The following is a 17261-nucleotide window of genomic DNA, read 5'->3' as shown; positions in this document are numbered from 1 at the left end:
CTAAGGTGCCGCGCAGTGAGCGGCGATGAAGTCGGCGTGGGCGGGCATCACCTCCACGCAGCGGCGCACGACGCGATGGACGTCGGCTATGAATTCCTGGGCTTGTCCGGCAGGACGCGCGGCGGCGAGCGGGTGGTGGCCGCGCGGCATCAGCCCCTGGCCGATCAGCACCTGCAGCCAGCTCGGCTCGGAGAACAACTCCTGGCCCTGGCGGAACAGCCGGCCATGGCTGGCGAAGAGGTCCATGCGGACCTGCAGCGCCTCGGGCACGGCCATGGCGCGGCAATGGCGCCAGAAGGCCGAATCGTCGCGGCGCGTCAGCTTGTAGTGCAGGATGATGAAGTCGCGCACCGACGCCATCTCGGCGGCGGTCTGGCGGTTGTATTCGGCGATGTCGGCGGCGGCCAGACTTTCGCTCGGGAAGAGATCGATGAGACGCAGCACTGCGCTCTGGATCAGGTGGATGCTGGTGGACTCCAGCGGCTCCAGGAAGCCGCTCGAGAGGCCGATGGCGACGCAGTTGCCGACCCAGGCCTGCTGGCGGCGACCGGTGCGGAACTTGATGAGACGGGGATCGGCGAGGGGTTCGGCGTCGAGGTTGCGCATCAACGTGTCGCGCGCGGTGGCTTCGTCGGTGAAGGCGCTGGCAAAGACATGGCCGTTGCCGGTGCGGTGCTGCAGCGGGATGCGCCACTGCCAGCCAGCGTCGTGGGCCGTCGCCCGCGTGCAGGGCAGCAGCGGGCCGTGCGAAGCCGTCGGCACGGCCCAGGCGCGGTCGCAGGGCAGCCAGTTGGACCAGTCCTCGAAGGGAACACCGAGCGTCTTGCCGATCAGCAGCGCGTGCAGGCCGGAGCAGTCGATGAAGAAGTCGCCTTCGATCTTGCGGTCGCCGTTCAGGTGCAGGGCGCGGATGTGGCCGCCCTCGCAATCGACACGCTCGATGCGGCCCTCGAGGCGCTGCACGCCCTGCTTCTCCGCATGCCGGCGCAGCAGGGCCGCATAGCGCGAGGCGTCGAAGTGGAAGGCATAGGCAATCTCGGCCAGCGGCGAGCCGGCCATGTCGGGCCGGGGGCGCATGAAGCGGCCGGCCAGCGCAGCCTGGTTGTTGATCGAGAACTCCGCCAGCGGCGTTTCAGCGCCCAGGCGCAGCCAGTGCTGGTGGAAGGGCAACTCGTCCAGCGGCCGCCCGACGTCGCCGAAGGCGTGCATATAGCGCTCGCCGATGGCACCCCAATCGACGAACTCGATGCCGAGCTTGAAGGTCCCGCCGGTCTCGCGCAGGAACTCGTCCTCGTCCAGCCCGATGCGCGCATTGAAGCCGCGGATGGGCGGGATGGTGGCCTCGCCGACGCCGACGATGCCGATCTCGTCGGACTCGACGAGGGTGAGTTGCCAATGCCCCTGCCCCAGCTTGGCCGCCAGCGCCGCCGCGCACATCCAGCCGGCACTGCCGCCGCCCACGATGACGATGCGGCGCAAGGCGTCCATCAGGCCAGGCGCTGCTCGGTGGTCGCGTCGAAGACGCTGAGCGCGGTCTCGTCGATGTCGAAGGCCAGCTCATCACCGGCCGCGACCTTGCGGCCATCGTGCACGAGCACCGAGAAGCCCTGCTCGCCCAGCTTCATCCAGACGACCTGGTGGTTGCCCATGGGCTCGACCAGTTGCACGGTGGCGCGCCAGCGGCCATCGGACTGCAGGCGCACATGCTCGGGGCGGATGCCGAGCACCAGGTTCTGGCCCGCCTTCACGCGGCCCTCGGCCAGCTGCAAGGGCAGTGCACCTTGCAGTGAACGGCCATCGGTGCCGACCTGGGCGGGCACGAAGTTGATGGCCGGCGCGCCGAGGAAGCCCGCGACGAAGAGGTTGGCGGGCGTCTCGTAGACCTCACCGGGCGTGCCGATCTGCTGGATGACGCCGCTCTTCATGACGACGATGCGCGAGGCCAGCGTCATGGCCTCGACCTGGTCGTGGGTCACGTAGATCATGGTGTTGCCCAGCGTCTGGTGCAGCAGCTTGAGCTCGCGGCGCAGTTCGGCGCGCAGCTTGGCGTCGAGGTTGGACAGCGGCTCGTCGAACAGGAAGACGCCGGCCTCTCGCACGAGGGCGCGGCCGATGGCGACGCGCTGGCGTTGGCCGCCCGACAGCTGGGCCGGCTTGCGGGCCAGCAGTGGCGTCAGCTGCAGCATCTCGGCCGCGCGCGTGACGCGGCGCGCTATCTCGGCCTTGGGTACGCCGGCCACGCGCGGGCCGAAGGACATATTGCGCTCCACCGTCATCGTCGGGTACAGCGCATAGCTCTGGAACACCATGCCGATGCCGCGCTCGGCCGGTTCGGCGTCGGTCATGTCGGTGCCGCCAATGTGGATGCTGCCCGCACTCACGTCGATGAGGCCGGCGATGCTGTGCAGCAGCGTCGACTTGCCGCAGCCCGAGGGGCCGAGCAGCACGAGGAACTCGCCCTCGTGGACCTGCAGGTCCAGGCCCTTGATGACTTCGTTGTGCCCGAACTTGATGCTCAGGCTCTGGATGTTCACGCCACTCACTTGACGGCTCCCGCTGCGATGCCGCGGACGAACCAGCGGCCGGAAATCAGATAGACCAACAGGGGCACGGCAGACGTCAGGATGGTCGCGGCCATGTTGAGGTTGTAGAGGCGCTCGCCCGTCGTCGTGTTGATGACGTTGTTGAGCTGCACCGTCATCGGCTGGTTCTCGCGGCCGGCGAAGGTCAGGCCCAGGATGTAGTCGTTCCACACGCCGGTGATCTGCATGATGGCCGCGACGATCAGCATGGGCGTAGACATGGGCAGCACCAGCTGCACGAAGATGCGCCAGAAGCCGCCACCATCCACGCGCGCCGCCTTGAAGAGCTCGGTCGGCAGGCTGGCGTAGTAGTTGCGGAACAGCAGCGTCATGATGGGCATGGCGAACACCAGGTGCACGGCGACGATGCCGGGCAGGCTGCTGTAGATGCCGACGGCCGCTTCCAGCTTGACGAGCGGGTAGATCATCACCTGGATGGGGATGAAGGCGCCCATCATCAGGATGCCGAACAGCCACTCGCCGCCCTTGGGCTTCCACCAGCTCAGCGCATAGCCGTTGATGGCGCCGAGCAGGATGGGCAGGATGACCGAGGGCACGGTGATGGCGACCGAGCTCCAGAAGCCGCCACGAATGCCCTCGCAGCTGACGCCCGTGCAGGCCTCGCTCCAGGCGGCGCGCCAGGCGTCGAAGGTGATGGTCGACGGCAGCGCGAAGATCTGGCCGAGGCGGATCTCGTCCATGCTCTTGAACGAGGTCGTCAGCATCACGTACAGCGGCAGCAGGAAGAACACCGCCGCGAAGATCAGGAAGGCGTAGACGCCGATACGGGCCCAGTGGGCTGTGGCCTTGCGCTTCATGCGTGGCCTCCCTTCGCGGCCTGACGGCTGCGCACATAGGCGAGCGGCGCAACGAGGGCAAGCACCGTGAGCAGCAGCATCACCGCACCGGCCGAGGCCAGCGCCAGGTTGGCGCGGCCGAACAGGTGGTCCATGATGAACTTGGCCGGCACGTCGCTGGCCGTGCCCGGGCCGCCCTGGGTCATCGCGACGACGGTGTCGAAGACCTTGACGACGCCGGTGGCCAGCAGCGTGAAGACGGTGGCCAGCGTGGGTCCCATCATGGGCAGCACGATGGACAGATAGACGCGCCAGGTCGGGATGCCATCCAGCTTTGAGGCCTTCCAGATCTCCTCGTCGATGCCGCGCAGCCCCGCCAGCATCAGCGCCATCACCAGCCCTGCCCCTTGCCAGGTGCCGGCGATGACGACGGTGTAGATGACCATGTCCTGGTCGACGATCCAGTCGAAGTGGAAGTCCTTCCAGCCCATCTGCTGCATCGCGTTCTGCAGGCCGCTGTCGGGGTTGAGCACCCACTGCCAGACCAGGCCCGTCGCCACGAAGGACATCGCATACGGGTACAGGAAGGCCGTGCGCAGCACGCCCTCGCCACGCACCTTCTGATCGATGAAGACGGCGAGCAGGAAGCCCAGCAGCATGGCCGCGGCGATATAGAGCACGCCGTAGATGGCGAGGTTGTGGATGGCGAGCTGCCAGCGCTCGTTGTCGAGCAGGCGCTCGAACTGCTGCAGGCCGACGAAGTCGTCCTTGGGGAAGGTGCGCGCGCTGGACACGGAGGTGCGCAGCGTCCACAGCACCGTGCCCACATAGCCGACGCAGACGATGAGGGCCAGGGGCAGCAGCGCGCCCCAGGCCGCGAGGGACCGACGCTTCATGTCAGTTCCTGAGTGCGGAGACGATGTCCTTCTGGACCTTCTCGACCGGGATGTTGCGGTTCCAGTAGCTGGTCAGCACGTCCTGCAGCGCGCCGTTCTGGTCGGGCGTGATGTAGATCTCGCCGTTGCCGAGTTGGCGCGACTTGTCCTTCATCGCCGCCACGCCCATCTGGGCGCACATGTCCATCTGGCTGACGTCGACGTCGGTGCGGATGGGGATGCTGCCCTTCTTGATGCTGAAGGCAACCTGGGTGGCGGGCTGGGTGATGACGCTGGCGAGCAGCTGCTGGGCCTTGACCTGGTCGGGCTTGCTGGTCTTGGGGAAGACCATCACGTCGCCCTGGATGATGTAGGGCGCCTTGGGGCCGAAGCCGGGCGCGCAGCCATAGTCCTTGCCGGCCTCCTGCTTGGCCTGGGCGAACTCGCCCTTGGCCCAATCGCCCATGATCTGCACGCCGCCGCGGCCGCTGATCAGCATGGCGGTGGCGTCGTTCCAGTTGCGGCCGGGCGAGCCCTTGTCGGTGTAGCTCTGCAGCTTCTTGAAGGCCAGCAGCACCTTCTTGAAGTCCTCGCCCAGGATGGCCTGGGGGTCGCGGTCGCGGAAGATCTTCAAGTAGAGGTCGCGGCCGCCGTAATGGGCCAGCGTGGCGGTGAAGACGATGCCGTCCTGCCAGGGCTGGCCGCCATGGGCCAGAGGCACGAGGCCGGCGGCCTTGAGCTTGTCCAGAGCGGCGAAGAGTTCGTCGAAGTTCTTGGGCTCTTCCGCGATGCCGGCCTTCTTGAAGGCGGCCTTGGAGAACCAGAACCAGGTCATGTTGTGGATGTTGACCGGCGCGGCGTAGTAGTGGCCGTTGACGCGGATGGCGCTCAGCACGGTCTCGGGCAGGAACTTGTCCCAGCCGTCGCGCTTGGCAACGTCGTCCACGTTGTTCAGCAGGCCCTGGTCGACGATGTCGCGGAACTGCTGGGTGGTGTTGAACTGGGCCGCGGTGGGCGGGTTGCCGCCGGCAATGCGGTTGATGGCGACGGAGCGGGCCTGTTCGCCCAGGGCGACGGCAGTGTCGACCCAGATGCCGCCCTGGGCCTTGTAGGCCTCGGCCAGGGTCTTGGCGGCGGCAGACTCGCCGCCGGAGGTCCACCAGTGGATGACCTCCGCCTTCAGGGGTTCAGCGGCGTTGGAAGCGGTTGCAGCCAGCAGCGCAACCGTGGCCAGGGCATGGCGGGGGAACTTCATCTTGTCTCCGGATCTTGTGGGGCAGCGAGCGCAGTTTGCCCCGCCACGGCTGAACGCGCCTGAGGGAGGACCCTGTAATATTTCATTTAGAAACCGCCTGTACCCTTTAACAAACGGCTGCTTAGGCGTTAATTATTCGTTCAGGAACTGGCTGTACCAGAGGCCGCTGTCCTTCAGGATGCGCTTCTGCGTCGCGTAGTCCACATAGGCGATACCGAAGCGGCGCAGATAGCCTTCGGCCCATTCGAAGTTGTCCAGCAGGCTCCAGGCGAAATAGCCCTTGACCGGCACGCCGGCGGCCATGGCCTGCTTCAAGGCAGCCAGATGGCGCTGCAGATAGGACAGGCGCTCCTTGTCGTGCACGCGACCCTCGGGCGTCAGCACGTCCTCGAAAGTGGAACCGTTCTCGGTCAGCTGGATGACGGCCGGGTTGTAGTCGCGCTGGATGCGGGTCAGCAGGTCCACCAGTCCTTGCGGCGAAACCTCCCAGCCGAAACCGGTGCGCTCGACCCCCTCCTTCTCGACGAGGCTGGCGCGCATCGGGCCACCCGCCGGATCGTTCTTGACCATCTCGGGGAAGTAATAGTTCACGCCCAGGAAGTCGGTCGACGTCGCGATGGCGTCCAGGTCGCCGGCGAACACGGTAGGCGCGGCGTCGCCGATCAGCTCCAGCGTGTCCGCCGGATAGCCGCGGCCGAACAGCGGATCGAGGAACCAGCGGTTGCGCAGGCCGTCGTGGCGCTTCAGCGCGGCAAGATCCTCGGCACTGTCAGACGCCGCCGTGATGGGATGCAGGCTCAACGTGATGCCGACCTGGGCATCGGCCGAGTTCTTGCGAATGACCGGAATCGCCTGACCATGGGACAGCAGCACATGGTGGCAGGCCTGCATCGCATCAGCCAGGCTGCTGCCGCCCGGCGCGTGGATGTTCTCCCAGTAGCCCATCATGCAGGAGCACCAGGGTTCGTTGTGGGTGATCCAGTGCTTGACACGGTCGCCCAGGCGGCGGGTGACGACGTCGGTGTACTCGAGGAAGGCGCTCACGGTGTCGCGCGAGGTCCAGCCCCCTTCGTCCTGCAGCACCTGCGGCAGATCCCAGTGGTAGAGCGTCGCCCAGGGGTCCAGGCCGCGTTCCAGCATGCCGTCCACCAGCCGATCGTAGAAAGCCAGCCCCGCTTCGTTCACGGCGCCGCGGCCGTTCGGCAGGATGCGCGGCCAGGCAATGGAGAAGCGGTAGGCGTTGACGCCCAGGCCCTTGGCCATGTCCAGGTCCTGGGGGAACAGGTGGTAGTGGTCGCAAGCCACCAGGCCGTTGCTGCCGTCGCGGATGCGGCCTGGTTGGGCGCAGAAGCGGTCCCAGATGGACTCACCCTTGCCGTCCTCGCGGCCGGCGCCCTCGATCTGGAAGGAAGAAGTGGACACGCCCCAACGGAAGTCGGCGGGGAAGTCTTTGCGGGTCGGGGCGTTGTGGGAGCTCATGCTTCGGATGTGAGGGCGCCGGCCACGGGGACCGGCGCGGGGTCAGGGAACAAGAAAACGGTCAGAACTTGTAGGTGCCGCCGATCAGGAACTGGCGGCCGTAGGACGTGTAGCGCTCGGGCAAGGTCGCCAGCGGGTCGACGGAGCCGGTGGAGACACCCACCCTCGTGCGGTAGGGCTCGTCGTTCAGATTGTTGACCTGCAGCGTCAGCGACAGGCCCTTCAGCGGGCCGGACTCGAAGGAATAGCCGATCTGGGCGTCGATATTGGTCTCGCTGGAGATCATGCTGGGCACGTTCTCGCCGAAGGTGCCCCGCACCGTCGTCACGAAGGGCGAGCGGTGGCGGCTGCCGATGCGCGCCGAGAGGCCATTGCGCTCGTAGTACAGCGTGATGCTGCTCACCGAACCCGACAGGCCATCCAGAGGCTTGGTCAAATCGTTGGCCTCATGCAGCGAACTGCGGGTCTTGGAATAGCTCGCCTGCACACCGATGCCTTCCAGCGCCGGGCTGACCAGCGAACCATCCAGCGTGCCGCTCAACTCCGTGCCGGCAATCATGCCGCCCTTGCCATTGGACTGGGTGCTGAGTGTGCCGATATTGCTGTAGGGCGTGAAGGCCGTCGGGTTGGGGAAGCCGGTGAAGTCGAAGTCGATGGCCTGCGAGTAGACGAAGTTCTTCAGGTTGCGGTGGAAGGCCGCGGCCGCCAGATAGCTGCGCTTGGTGAAGTAGTGCTCCACCGACAGGTCCACCGCGTCGGCGCGCCACGGCTCGAGCTTGGGGTTGCCGCCGTTGGCCGACCACAGATGCGGCTCCGTCGTGCTGATGCTGATGCCGGCGAAGCCGGCGCGCATGTCTTCCATGTTGGGCCGCGCCAGCACCTTGGCCAGGCCGAAGCGGACCACGGTGTTGGCCGTCAGGTCAGCCGACAGGTTGAGGCTGGGCAGGGTGTCGGTGTAGGTCGCGCCGCCGCTGGCGGGCTGGGTCGTGCTGGTCTTGGAGTCCCACAGCAGGCCATTGCTCATCTGCTTGGCATGCACGACGCGCACGCCCAGGTTGCCGTGGATGGGCAGGCCCCAGTCGAACTCGAAACCGATCTTGCCGTAGGCCGTGGTGACCTTCTCGTGCACCTGCCAGATGCGGCCCGGCGCCTGGTCGGCCGAGGTCGGCACGACGTCGTAGAGATTGAGCGCGCTGGGCAGGTCGAAATTGACCATGCGGATGTTGCTGCCGGCAAAGCTCAGGTCCGTCGGATCACGCAGCAGCGCGGCCGGGATCAGCATGGCGGCGCGGCCGTTCTTGAGGTTGTAGTTGACCTCGGTGCGGTTCATGTCCTTGTCGCGCTCGGAGTAGTTCACGCCGCCCTCGACGCTGTTGATCCAGCTGTCGAAGTTGCGGCTCACCGCGAGCTTGAGCGCCTTGAGCTCGTCGCCCACCTTGGGGAACTGGCTGCGGCCGTCGCGCCCCCAGTTGGCGGGGTCGCGCAGGTAGACGTTCTTGGCGTCGGAGAAGTCGAAGTTCGGGGCGAAGGTGGAACGCCCGTCACCGGTGACGATGTTGGCCTGGCCGAGGCTGACGCGGTTCAGCGAGCCCGCCTGCAGCTCCGCGTTCTGCTCCTTGCGCTTGGCCTTGGACCAGCTCAGATCGCCCTCCAGCTTCCAGTCGGCCAGCTTGAGTTCGTTGTTCCAGCCCACCGAGCGGATGTCGTCCTGGCGCTTGTTGAAGGTCGTCAGCGCCACCGGCGTCGTGTTGTTGACGATGCCGCTGGTGATGATCTTGTCGCCATTGACCACCGTCGTCTGGGCATTGCTCCAGGTCGCGCCCGACCAGGTCGACATGTCCGACATCACCGTGCGGCGCGCCTCGGTCTGGTCGAACTTGGAGTAGTAGAGGTCCAGTGTGCTGTGGAAGCCGTTGCCAGGCTTGTATTCCAGTACCCCCATCAGGCCGTCGCGCTTCTGGCGCGAGGAGGCGGCACCCAGCTCGAAGCCCTGCAGCGCCACGGCGTCCAGCGGCGCACCCGGCAGCGGCGCGCCCCAGTTGTTGGTGTTGGCCCACCACCAGCTCTTGTAATGCTTCTCCTGGCTGGGCGAATCCAGATGCGCGAAGCCGATGGCCGCGCCCCAGGTGCGGTTGGTGGACTGCGTCACATACGAGGCGCTGAGGCGGTTGCCCATGCCCGAGATCTCCGGGTTCAGCGAGCCATTGGAGTTGCGCTCGGCACGCGCGCCGATGACGGCCTGCGTGCCATCGATCTCCAGCGGGCGCAGCGTCATCATGTTGATGGTGCCCGACAGCCCCTGCGTCGACAGGCTGGGCTCGGCGGTCTTGTAGACGGTGGCCTTGTTGATCAGCTCCGACGGGAACTGGTCGAACTCCACCGAGCGGTTGTCGCCCGTGCTGACAATCTCGCGGCCGTTCAGCAGCGTCACGCCATAGCGCGGCGCCATGCCGCGGATGCTGAGCACCGAGGCACGCCCGCCCACGCGCTGGGCCGTCAGGCCCGGCAGGCGCGACAGCGCATCGGCGATGGACACATCGGGCAGCTTGCCGATGTCTTCGGCCGAGATGGCCTCGACGATGGACTCGGCATTGCGCTTGGTGCTGATCGAGGACTCGAGGCTGGCGCGAAAGCCCGTGACCGTGACGGTCTCGAGCTTCTGCTCGCCGGCCTGAGCCTGAGCCTGGGCCTGGGCCTGGGCCAGTGCCAGCCCGGGTGCGCCCAACAGGCCGACGCACAGGGCGACGGGCGTGAGGCGGTTGCGCCGCTGGGGCGAAGTTGGGGCGATGGCGCGCGCTGCCGCACGCTGGGCTTGCTTGGGCATTTCTTTCGTCTCCTGGTTCGTCTTGTTCGCTGCTCGGCCGGCTTTTTGGTCGCCACCTCGCCGCTCTCTGGCGGTGTCGATGACGTAAAGTGGAACCGGTTCCAAACGCGGCGCAAATCTAATGCGGCACAGTCGGGGCTGTCAATCTCGTCGGCCCGGGGGTTGACGTTTTTTTGCTTCACCTACTACTGTCGCGGCCGCAACCGAAGATGACGATGACGCGCAAACCCCTTCCCTTTCTCCTCGCCGCGGCCCTGTTGACGGCCACCACGGCGGGCGCCAGCGAAACCGATTCCATCGTGCAGGCCTGGCCCGCCCGCAAGCCGGTGCGCGACGCCGCGCTGGAGGCCCGCGTCGAGGCCGCGCTGAAGGGCTTGAGCCTGCGCCAGAAGATCGGCCAGATGACCCAGCCCGAGATCCGCGCGATCACGCCGGACGAGGTGCGCGAGTACGCCATCGGCACCATCCTGAACGGCGGCGGCGGCTGGCCGGGCCAGGACCGCGCGGCCACGCCGGCGCAGTGGCGTGAGCTGTCGGAGAAGTTCCAGGCCGCGGCCCTGCAGGCGACGCCGGGCATCCCGCTGATCTGGGGCACGGACGCCGTGCACGGCCACAACAATGTGCGCGGCGCCACGCTGTTCCCGCACAACATCGCGCTGGGCGCGACGCGCGACGCCGACCTGGTGCGCGACATCGGCCGCGCCACCGCGCGCGCCATCCGCGCCTCGGGTCTGCACTGGGCCTTCGCGCCGACGCTGGCCGTCGTGCAGGACGTGCGCTGGGGCCGCACCTATGAAAGCTTCAGCGTCGATCCGGCGCTGGTGCAGCGCCTGGGCCAGGCCTCGGTCGAAGGCCTGCAGGAAGGCATGAAGGACGGCCGCGGCGTGCTGGCGACAGCCAAGCATTTCATTGGCGACGGCGGCACGCGCCGCGGCATCGACCAGGGGGTGACCCAGGCCTCGCCGACAGCGCTTGCCGACGTGCACGGCGCCGGCTACCTCGGCGCCCTGGATGCCGGCGTGATGACCGTCATGACCTCCTTCAGCAGCTGGACTGACAGCGCTGGCTATGTCGAGCACGGCAAGATGCACGGCAACCAGATCCTGATGACCGGCGTGCTGAAGCAAAGGCTGGCCTTCGACGGTCTCATCGTCAGCGACTGGGACGGCGTCGGCCAGGTGCCCGGCTGCCGCAACGACGACTGCCCGGCGGCCATCAATGCCGGCATCGACGTCGTCATGGTGCCCTTCCACTGGAAGGCCTTCTTCAACAACACGCTGCGCGCCGCCGAGCAGGGCCGCATCCCCATGGCCCGCATCGACGACGCGGTGCGCCGCATCCTGCGCGTGAAGTTCAGCATCGGCATGCAGCCGGCCGTGCCGGCCACGGTGGAGGCGCTGCAGGCGCCCGAACTGGCGCGCCGCGCGGTGCGCGAGTCCCTGGTGCTGCTGAAGCACAAGCCCGGCCTGCTGCCGCTGAAGGGCACGGCACGCGTGCTCGTCGTCGGTACGGCGGCCGACAGCCTGGCCCACCAGGCCGGCGGCTGGAGCGTCACCTGGCAGGGCCGCGACACGAGCAATGTCGACTACCCCCAGGGCACCTCGCTGCTGGCCGCGCTGCGCCAACGCCTGGGCACGGCCAACGTCACTTTCGATGCCGACGGCTCCAGGAACGATCCGAAGAACTTCGACGCCGTCGTCGCCGTGCTGGCCGAGACGCCCTATGCCGAGGGCGAGGGCGATGTGCGCATCACCGAGAACCTGCGCCACAGCCGCCGCCAGCCCAAGGACCTGGCCGTGCTGCAGAAAGTCGCCGGCCGCGGCGTCCCGGTCGTCACGCTGCTCTACTCGGGCCGGCCGCTCTATGTGAACGACCTCGCCAACCAGAGCGATGCCTTCATCGCCGCCTGGCAACCCGGCACCGAAGGCGCGGGCCTCACGGACGTGCTCATCGCGCCGGCCGACGGCAAGAGCTGGCCCGGCTTCACTGGCCGCCTCTCCTTCCCCTGGCCGGCCGGCCCCTGCCAGTTCAGCGCCCACGAGGCCAAGCCCTGGTGGCCGGTCGGCGGCGGCCTGAGCGGCCGCGAGACCAAGGTAAACACCAAGGCGCTCCCAGAACCGGCCGACCCCCAGCCCATCTGCCCCCTGTGATTCAATCCGCCCCAGAAAAAGCAGAGGGCGAATGGCAACGATCAAGGATGTAGCGCGGCTGGCCGGCGTGGGCGTGGGCACCGCGTCGCGCGTCATCAGCGGAAACGGTTCCGTTGCGCCGGCCACGGCCGAGCGTGTGCGCAAGGTCATCGCCCAGCTGAAGTTCCGGCCCTCGCACACGGCGCGGTCGCTGGGCGCCGGCACGTCCAAGCTGATCGGCGTCTACATCCCCTTCCTGCGCGGCACCTACTACACGCCCATCCTGCGCGTCATCGACACGGTGCTGCGCACCCAGGGCCTGCACATGGTGGTGGCCTTCGGCGAAGGCATCGAGGACGAGCGCGTCGAGACCAACGACGGCATGCGCTTCCTGCTGGACCGCGACTGCGACGGCCTCATCGTGCTGTCCAACGCCATGCAGGACGAGGACCTCAAGGCCCTGGGCCCGGCAGCGCGCCAGGTCGTCGTGCTGAACCGCCACTTCGACCGCATCAAGGACCAGTGCTTCACGGCCGACCACGTGCAGGGCGGCGTGCAGGCGGCGCGTGCGCTGCTGCAGCACAAGCACAAGGACATCGCCATCGTCTCCGGCCCGACGACCTCGCCCGACAACGTGGCGCGCCTGAATGGCTTCCTGGGGGAGCTGGCGCTGCGCGGCCTGGACACGGCCAAGATCCTGACCGTGCCCGGCGACTTCTCCAACCAGGCCGGCTGGGATGCCGCCGAGGTGCTGCTCAAGCTCAAGCGCCTGCCGACGGCCGTCTTCTGCGCCAACGACGAGATGGCCATCGGCCTGCTGGCCCATTTCCAGGAGCGCGGCGTGTCGGTGCCGCACGAGGTTTCGGTGCTCGGCTATGACGACTCGCCCAGCGCCGAATTCGCCGCGCCCCGCCTCACCTCGGTGCACGTCCCCAGCCACGAGGTGACGCTGGCGGGCCTCAACTGGCTGCTCAACCGCTGCTATGGCCAGGAGCTGCCGGTCTCGCGGCAGTTCGACATCTCCGTCACCTGGCGCGCCTCGGTAGCAGCACCCCCTTCCCGCAAGCGAAGCTGAGGCCACAATCCGGCTTGGTAACTTTTCACCAAACCGGATTCTTAGCCCTCATGTCCCTCCGCGGACGGCCGGGCGCCATCGATATGTCCCACCGCGTCCTGACCGGCATCACCACCACCGGCACCCTGCATCTCGGCAATTACGTCGGCGCCATCCGCCCGGCCATTGAAGCCAGCCGCGCGCCCGGCGTGGAGAGCTTTTTCTTCATGGCCGACTTCCACGCGCTGATCAAGTGCGACGAGCCGGACCGCCTGGCCCATTCCAGCCGCGCCATCGCCGCCACCTGGCTGGCCGCCGGCCTCGACCCCGAGCGCGTCACCTTCTACCGCCAGAGCGACGTGCCCGAGATCCCGGAGCTGACCTGGCTGCTGACCTGCGTGACCGCCAAGGGCCAGATGAACCGGGCGCATGCCTACAAGGCCGCCGTGGATGCGGCCGTCGCCGCCGGCGAGGAGCCGGACGCCAACGTCAGCATGGGCCTGTTCAGCTACCCGGTGCTGATGGCGGCCGACATCCTGATGTTCAACGCGCACAAGGTGCCCGTCGGCAAGGACCAGGTCCAGCACATCGAGATGGCGCGCGACGTCGCCCAGCGCTTCAACCATCTGTTCGGCCAGGGCAAGGAGCTGTTCACGCTGCCTTCAGCCGTGACCGACGCGGAAATGGAGCTGCTGCCCGGTCTGGACGGCCGCAAGATGAGCAAGAGCTATGACAACGTCATTCCGCTCTTCGAGGGCGGTTCCAAGGCGCTGCAGGACGCGGTCGCGCGCATCGTCACCGACAGCAAGCTGCCCGGCGAACCCAAGGACCCGCAGGGCCAGGCCATCGTCACCATCTACGACGCCTTCGCGACGACCGAACAGCGCACCGCCTTCCGGGCCGCCCTGCGCGGCGGCCTGGGCTGGGGCGAGGCCAAGCAACAGCTCGTCGCGCTGATCGAAGGCCAGATCGGGCCGATGCGCGAGCGCTATGCCCAGCTGATGGCCCACCCCGAGCAGCTCGAGGCCATCCTGCAGGCCGGCGCCGCCAAGGCCCGCGCCATCGCCGTGCCCTTCCTGAAGACCTTGCGCGAGGCCTGCGGCCTGCGGCCCTACACGTCGACGGCGGCCACGGCGGCCGCCAAGACCGAGAAGGCCGCCCTGCCCGTTTTCAAGCAATACCGCGAGGCCGACGGCAAGTTCTACTTCAAGCTGCTGTCCGCTGGCGGTGATCTGCTGCTGCAGAGCCACGGCTTCGAGCAGGGCCGCGACGCCGGCCAGTGGGTCGCCAGACTGAAGCGTGAAGGCTTGGTGGCCGACGCGCCCGTGCTGCGCGAGGCTTGGGACTCTGTCATCGAGGCCGCCCTGGCCGCTTTCCAGGAAGACTGACGTGGCCGACGTCACCGAACTGCTCATCGGCACGTCGCGGGGTGACCCCGCGGCGCTGCAGCAGCTGTATGCGCTGCTCTACCCCGAGATCAAGCGCGTGGCCCGCATTCGCCTGGCGCAGTGCGGCCCCAACGGCCGGTCGGCCGGCCTGGACACCACGGCGCTGGTGCACGAGGGCTTCCTGCGCATGGCCGACCAGCAGGGCCTGCAGGGCGACACGCGCGGCCAGTTCTTCGCCTACATCGGTCGCGTGCTGCGCTCCGTCGTCATCGACCACCTGCGCACCGAAGGCCGCGACAAGCGCGGCGGCGACGCCGTCATGGTCACGCTGTCCGCCGCCAGCGACGTGGCCGCCGTGCAGAGCCAGGCCGTCGACATGGTCGGCCTGGACCAGGCGCTCAACCGCATGCGCGAGCTCGACAAGGGCCTCTACGAGCTCATCGAGATGATCGGCTTCGCCGGCCTGTCCATCGCCGAGGTGGCCGAATTGCGCCAGCTGTCCACGCGCAGCATCAACCGCGAGCTGCTGAAGGCCCGAGCCCTGCTCCAGGAGCTGCTCGGAGACAAACCCAACACCGTCTACTGATGCACTCCGGGCTGCAGGCCGACGACTGGCAGCGCCTGTCCACGCTGTTCGACGAGCTCGCCGAACTGCCCGCCGCGGAACGCCTGGCCCGCCTTGCCGCCATCGAGCCGCGCGAGCTCGCCGAACGCCTGGCGCGCATGCTGGCCTCGCTGCCCGACGACGACGCGACGGTGCTCGTCGCGCAGCCGGACTTCGACGCCCATCTGGCGCGTGCGCTGGCCGAGCCCGCGGTGCTGCCGGCGCCCCAGCCGGGTGACCGCTTCGGCGCCTGGTGCCTGGCCGAGCTGCTGGGCGAAGGCGGCATGGGCCAGGTCTGGCGGGCCGAGCGGGCCGACGGCCTCTACCAGGGCGAGGCTGCCATCAAGCTGCTGCGCGACGACCTCGCCAGCCCCGGCCTGGCCGCCCGCTTCGCCCGTGAACGCGCGCTGCTGGGCCGGCTGACCCACCCCAATATCGCGCGGCTGCTGGACGCCGGCGAGCAGGACGGCCGCGCCTACCTGGTGCTGGAATACGTCGCCGGCCGCACGCTGTCCGAGCATGTGCGGGCCCACGAGCTGCCGCTGGCGGCGCGCGTGAAGCTGCTTGTCGAGGTGGCCCGCGCCGTCGAGCATGCCCACGCCCAGCTCATCGTGCATCGCGACCTCAAGCCCAGCAACGTCATGCTGGACGAGAGCGGCTGCACCAAGCTGCTGGACTTCGGCATCGCCGGCCTGCTGGACGACTCCGGCCAGCAGGCCGACCACCAGCTCACCATGGTCACGGGCCGGCGCCTGACGCCCGCCTACGCGGCGCCCGAGCAGATCACCGGCGAGCCGGTCGGCGTCGCCAGCGACATCTATTCGCTGGGCGTCATGCTCTACGAGCTCGCCAGTGGCGAACTGCCCTTCGGCCAGCGCGGCCTGAGCCGCACGGCGCTGGAGCATGCGGTGCTGCACGGCGCGCCGCGGCGCATCTCGCGCACGACCGGCACCACCATGGACGGCGAGGGTGGCGGCCGTGGCGCCGGGCCCGGCCGGCCGGCCGATGCCGAGCGCGCCGCCGGCGACCTCGAGGCGGTCGCCGCCAAGGCCCTGCGCCGCAACCCGGCCGAGCGCTACGCCAGCGCCGGCAGCCTGATCGACGACCTGGAGCACTGGCTGGCCCAGCGCCCGGTCAGTGTGCGCGCCGAGGACTGGCGCCACCGCGCCCACCTCTGGGCCCGGCGCAACGCGGCCCTGGCCGTCGGCGCGACGCTGGTGTTCGCGGCGCTGAGCGCCGGCCTGGCCGTCAGCCTGTGGCAGCGCCGCGAGGCCCAGGCCGCGGCACACCAGAGCGAGGCGGTCACGCGCTACCTGACCGAGCTGCTGTCCACGGCCAACCCCGACCGCCACGGCGGCCACATCCCGACCATCTTCGAGGTGCTGGAGAAGAGCCGCACCGAGCTGCGCCAGCGCTTCGCGGGCGACGACCTGACGTATTCCCGCGTGCTCGACGTCATGGTGGCCACCTACTCGGACATGAACCGCCACGACATCGCCATCCCGCTGGCGCAGGAGCTGATCAGCGTCAGCGCCCGGCACTGGGGCGACGACGAGGAACACACGCTGATCGCCAAGCTGCGCCTGATGCGCATCTACACGGCCCTGAACGCGCCGCTGGAGGTCATCGCGCTGGGCGAGCCCCTGCTGCCCGCCTTCTCGGCGGCACAGGCCGGCACGCCGCTGGAGGACGAGTACGAGAGCCTGCTCTACATGCTCCTCGTGGCCTACGGCGGCGCCGCGCGCTTCGCCGACGCCGAGGCCATCCACGCCATCGCCTGGCCCATGGTGCAGCGCTTCTACAAGCCGACCGACTACGAGTACCCCTACTACAACACCTACCTCTACCAGTTGCGCCTGGCGCAGGGCCGGCTGCTGGAAGCCGAGCAGCTGATCGAGGCCACGCGGGCCTCCTGGGCCACCGCACCGGCCCACCGCGCCCGCTTCGTGCAGCGCTCGCGCCAGCATCTGTGGAATATCCAGGCCCGCCTGGGGCGGCCCGAAGGCAGCGTCGACAACGCCCGCCAGCTGATCGCCGACATGGACACCCTGCTCGGCCCCGGCAACGCCAGCAGCCAGCGCATGCGGGCCGACCTGGCGCGTCATTTCGTCGAGCGGGGCGACTATGCAGCCGCCGTGCTGGTGCACGAGGACATGGCCAACCGCCTGCCGCCCGAGGCCGCCCGGCACCCGGCGCTGCGCCTGCCGCGCGAGAGCGCCGCCCTGCTGGCCCGCGCCCTGGCCGAGCCCGCCCGCGCCGCCGACTGGCTGCCCG

12 protein-coding genes are annotated in these 17261 nt (G+C 68.5%); 5 read left to right on the top strand and 7 right to left on the bottom strand.

Annotated features, from left to right (window positions below; translation table 11 throughout):
- The 7 genes from AC1D2H_RS13115 to AC1D2H_RS13085 form a co-directional block, all read right to left on the bottom strand.
- Nucleotides 1-1488, bottom strand: coding sequence for a tryptophan halogenase family protein (locus tag AC1D2H_RS13115; RefSeq protein WP_478011261.1), 1488 nt, complete (start codon nucleotides 1486-1488; stop codon nucleotides 1-3).
- Nucleotides 1488-2543 (bottom strand): ABC transporter ATP-binding protein, encoded by a 1056-nt coding sequence (locus AC1D2H_RS13110; protein WP_478011260.1) that lies wholly within the window; start codon nucleotides 2541-2543, stop codon nucleotides 1488-1490. The genes AC1D2H_RS13115 and AC1D2H_RS13110 overlap by 1 nt, the downstream gene beginning before the upstream one ends.
- Nucleotides 2540-3400, bottom strand: a complete 861-nt coding sequence (locus AC1D2H_RS13105) for a carbohydrate ABC transporter permease (protein ID WP_477935433.1) — start codon at nucleotides 3398-3400, stop codon at nucleotides 2540-2542. Before AC1D2H_RS13105 ends, AC1D2H_RS13110 begins: the two co-directional genes overlap by 4 nt.
- Nucleotides 3397-4275 (bottom strand): carbohydrate ABC transporter permease, encoded by an 879-nt coding sequence (locus AC1D2H_RS13100; RefSeq protein ID WP_477935435.1) that lies wholly within the window; start codon nucleotides 4273-4275, stop codon nucleotides 3397-3399. The genes AC1D2H_RS13105 and AC1D2H_RS13100 overlap by 4 nt, the downstream gene beginning before the upstream one ends.
- Before the next feature lies 1 nt (nucleotide 4276).
- Entirely contained in the window at nucleotides 4277-5509 is a 1233-nt protein-coding gene (locus tag AC1D2H_RS13095; RefSeq protein WP_478011259.1) for an ABC transporter substrate-binding protein, read from the bottom strand.
- Nucleotides 5510-5641: 132 nt separating this feature from the next.
- Nucleotides 5642-6988, bottom strand: coding sequence for a GH1 family beta-glucosidase (locus tag AC1D2H_RS13090; protein WP_478011258.1), 1347 nt, complete (start codon nucleotides 6986-6988; stop codon nucleotides 5642-5644).
- A 61-nt stretch (nucleotides 6989-7049) separates the two neighbouring features.
- The gene (locus AC1D2H_RS13085) at nucleotides 7050-9812 is read right to left on the bottom strand and encodes a TonB-dependent receptor (protein WP_478011257.1); all 2763 of its coding nucleotides are present in this window, start codon (nucleotides 9810-9812) and stop codon (nucleotides 7050-7052) included.
- Between the two features lie 215 nt (nucleotides 9813-10027).
- Here AC1D2H_RS13085 and AC1D2H_RS13080 point away from each other — a divergent pair, with 215 nt between their 5' ends.
- From AC1D2H_RS13080 to AC1D2H_RS13060, 5 genes are all read left to right on the top strand, one after another.
- Nucleotides 10028-11962 (top strand): glycoside hydrolase family 3 protein, encoded by a 1935-nt coding sequence (locus AC1D2H_RS13080; protein ID WP_478011256.1) that lies wholly within the window; start codon nucleotides 10028-10030, stop codon nucleotides 11960-11962.
- A 31-nt stretch (nucleotides 11963-11993) separates the two neighbouring features.
- Entirely contained in the window at nucleotides 11994-13016 is a 1023-nt protein-coding gene (locus tag AC1D2H_RS13075) for a LacI family DNA-binding transcriptional regulator (RefSeq protein WP_478011255.1), read from the top strand.
- Nucleotides 13017-13099: 83 nt separating this feature from the next.
- On the top strand, nucleotides 13100-14383 hold the full coding sequence (locus AC1D2H_RS13070) for a tryptophan--tRNA ligase (protein WP_478011380.1): 1284 nt from the start codon (nucleotides 13100-13102) through the stop codon (nucleotides 14381-14383).
- 1 nt (nucleotide 14384) lies between these two features.
- Nucleotides 14385-14969, top strand: coding sequence for an ECF-type sigma factor (locus AC1D2H_RS13065; RefSeq protein WP_477935448.1), 585 nt, complete (start codon nucleotides 14385-14387; stop codon nucleotides 14967-14969).
- The coding region (locus AC1D2H_RS13060; RefSeq protein WP_478011254.1) for a serine/threonine-protein kinase at nucleotides 14969-17261 on the top strand (2293 nt) is incomplete at its 3' end. The genes AC1D2H_RS13065 and AC1D2H_RS13060, both read left to right, overlap by 1 nt.

The sequence above is a fragment of the Roseateles sp. P1_C1_2 genome (genome assembly GCF_056406535.1).
Note: the sequence above shows the minus strand (reverse complement) of the source record. Positions and strands in the feature narration are given on the sequence as shown.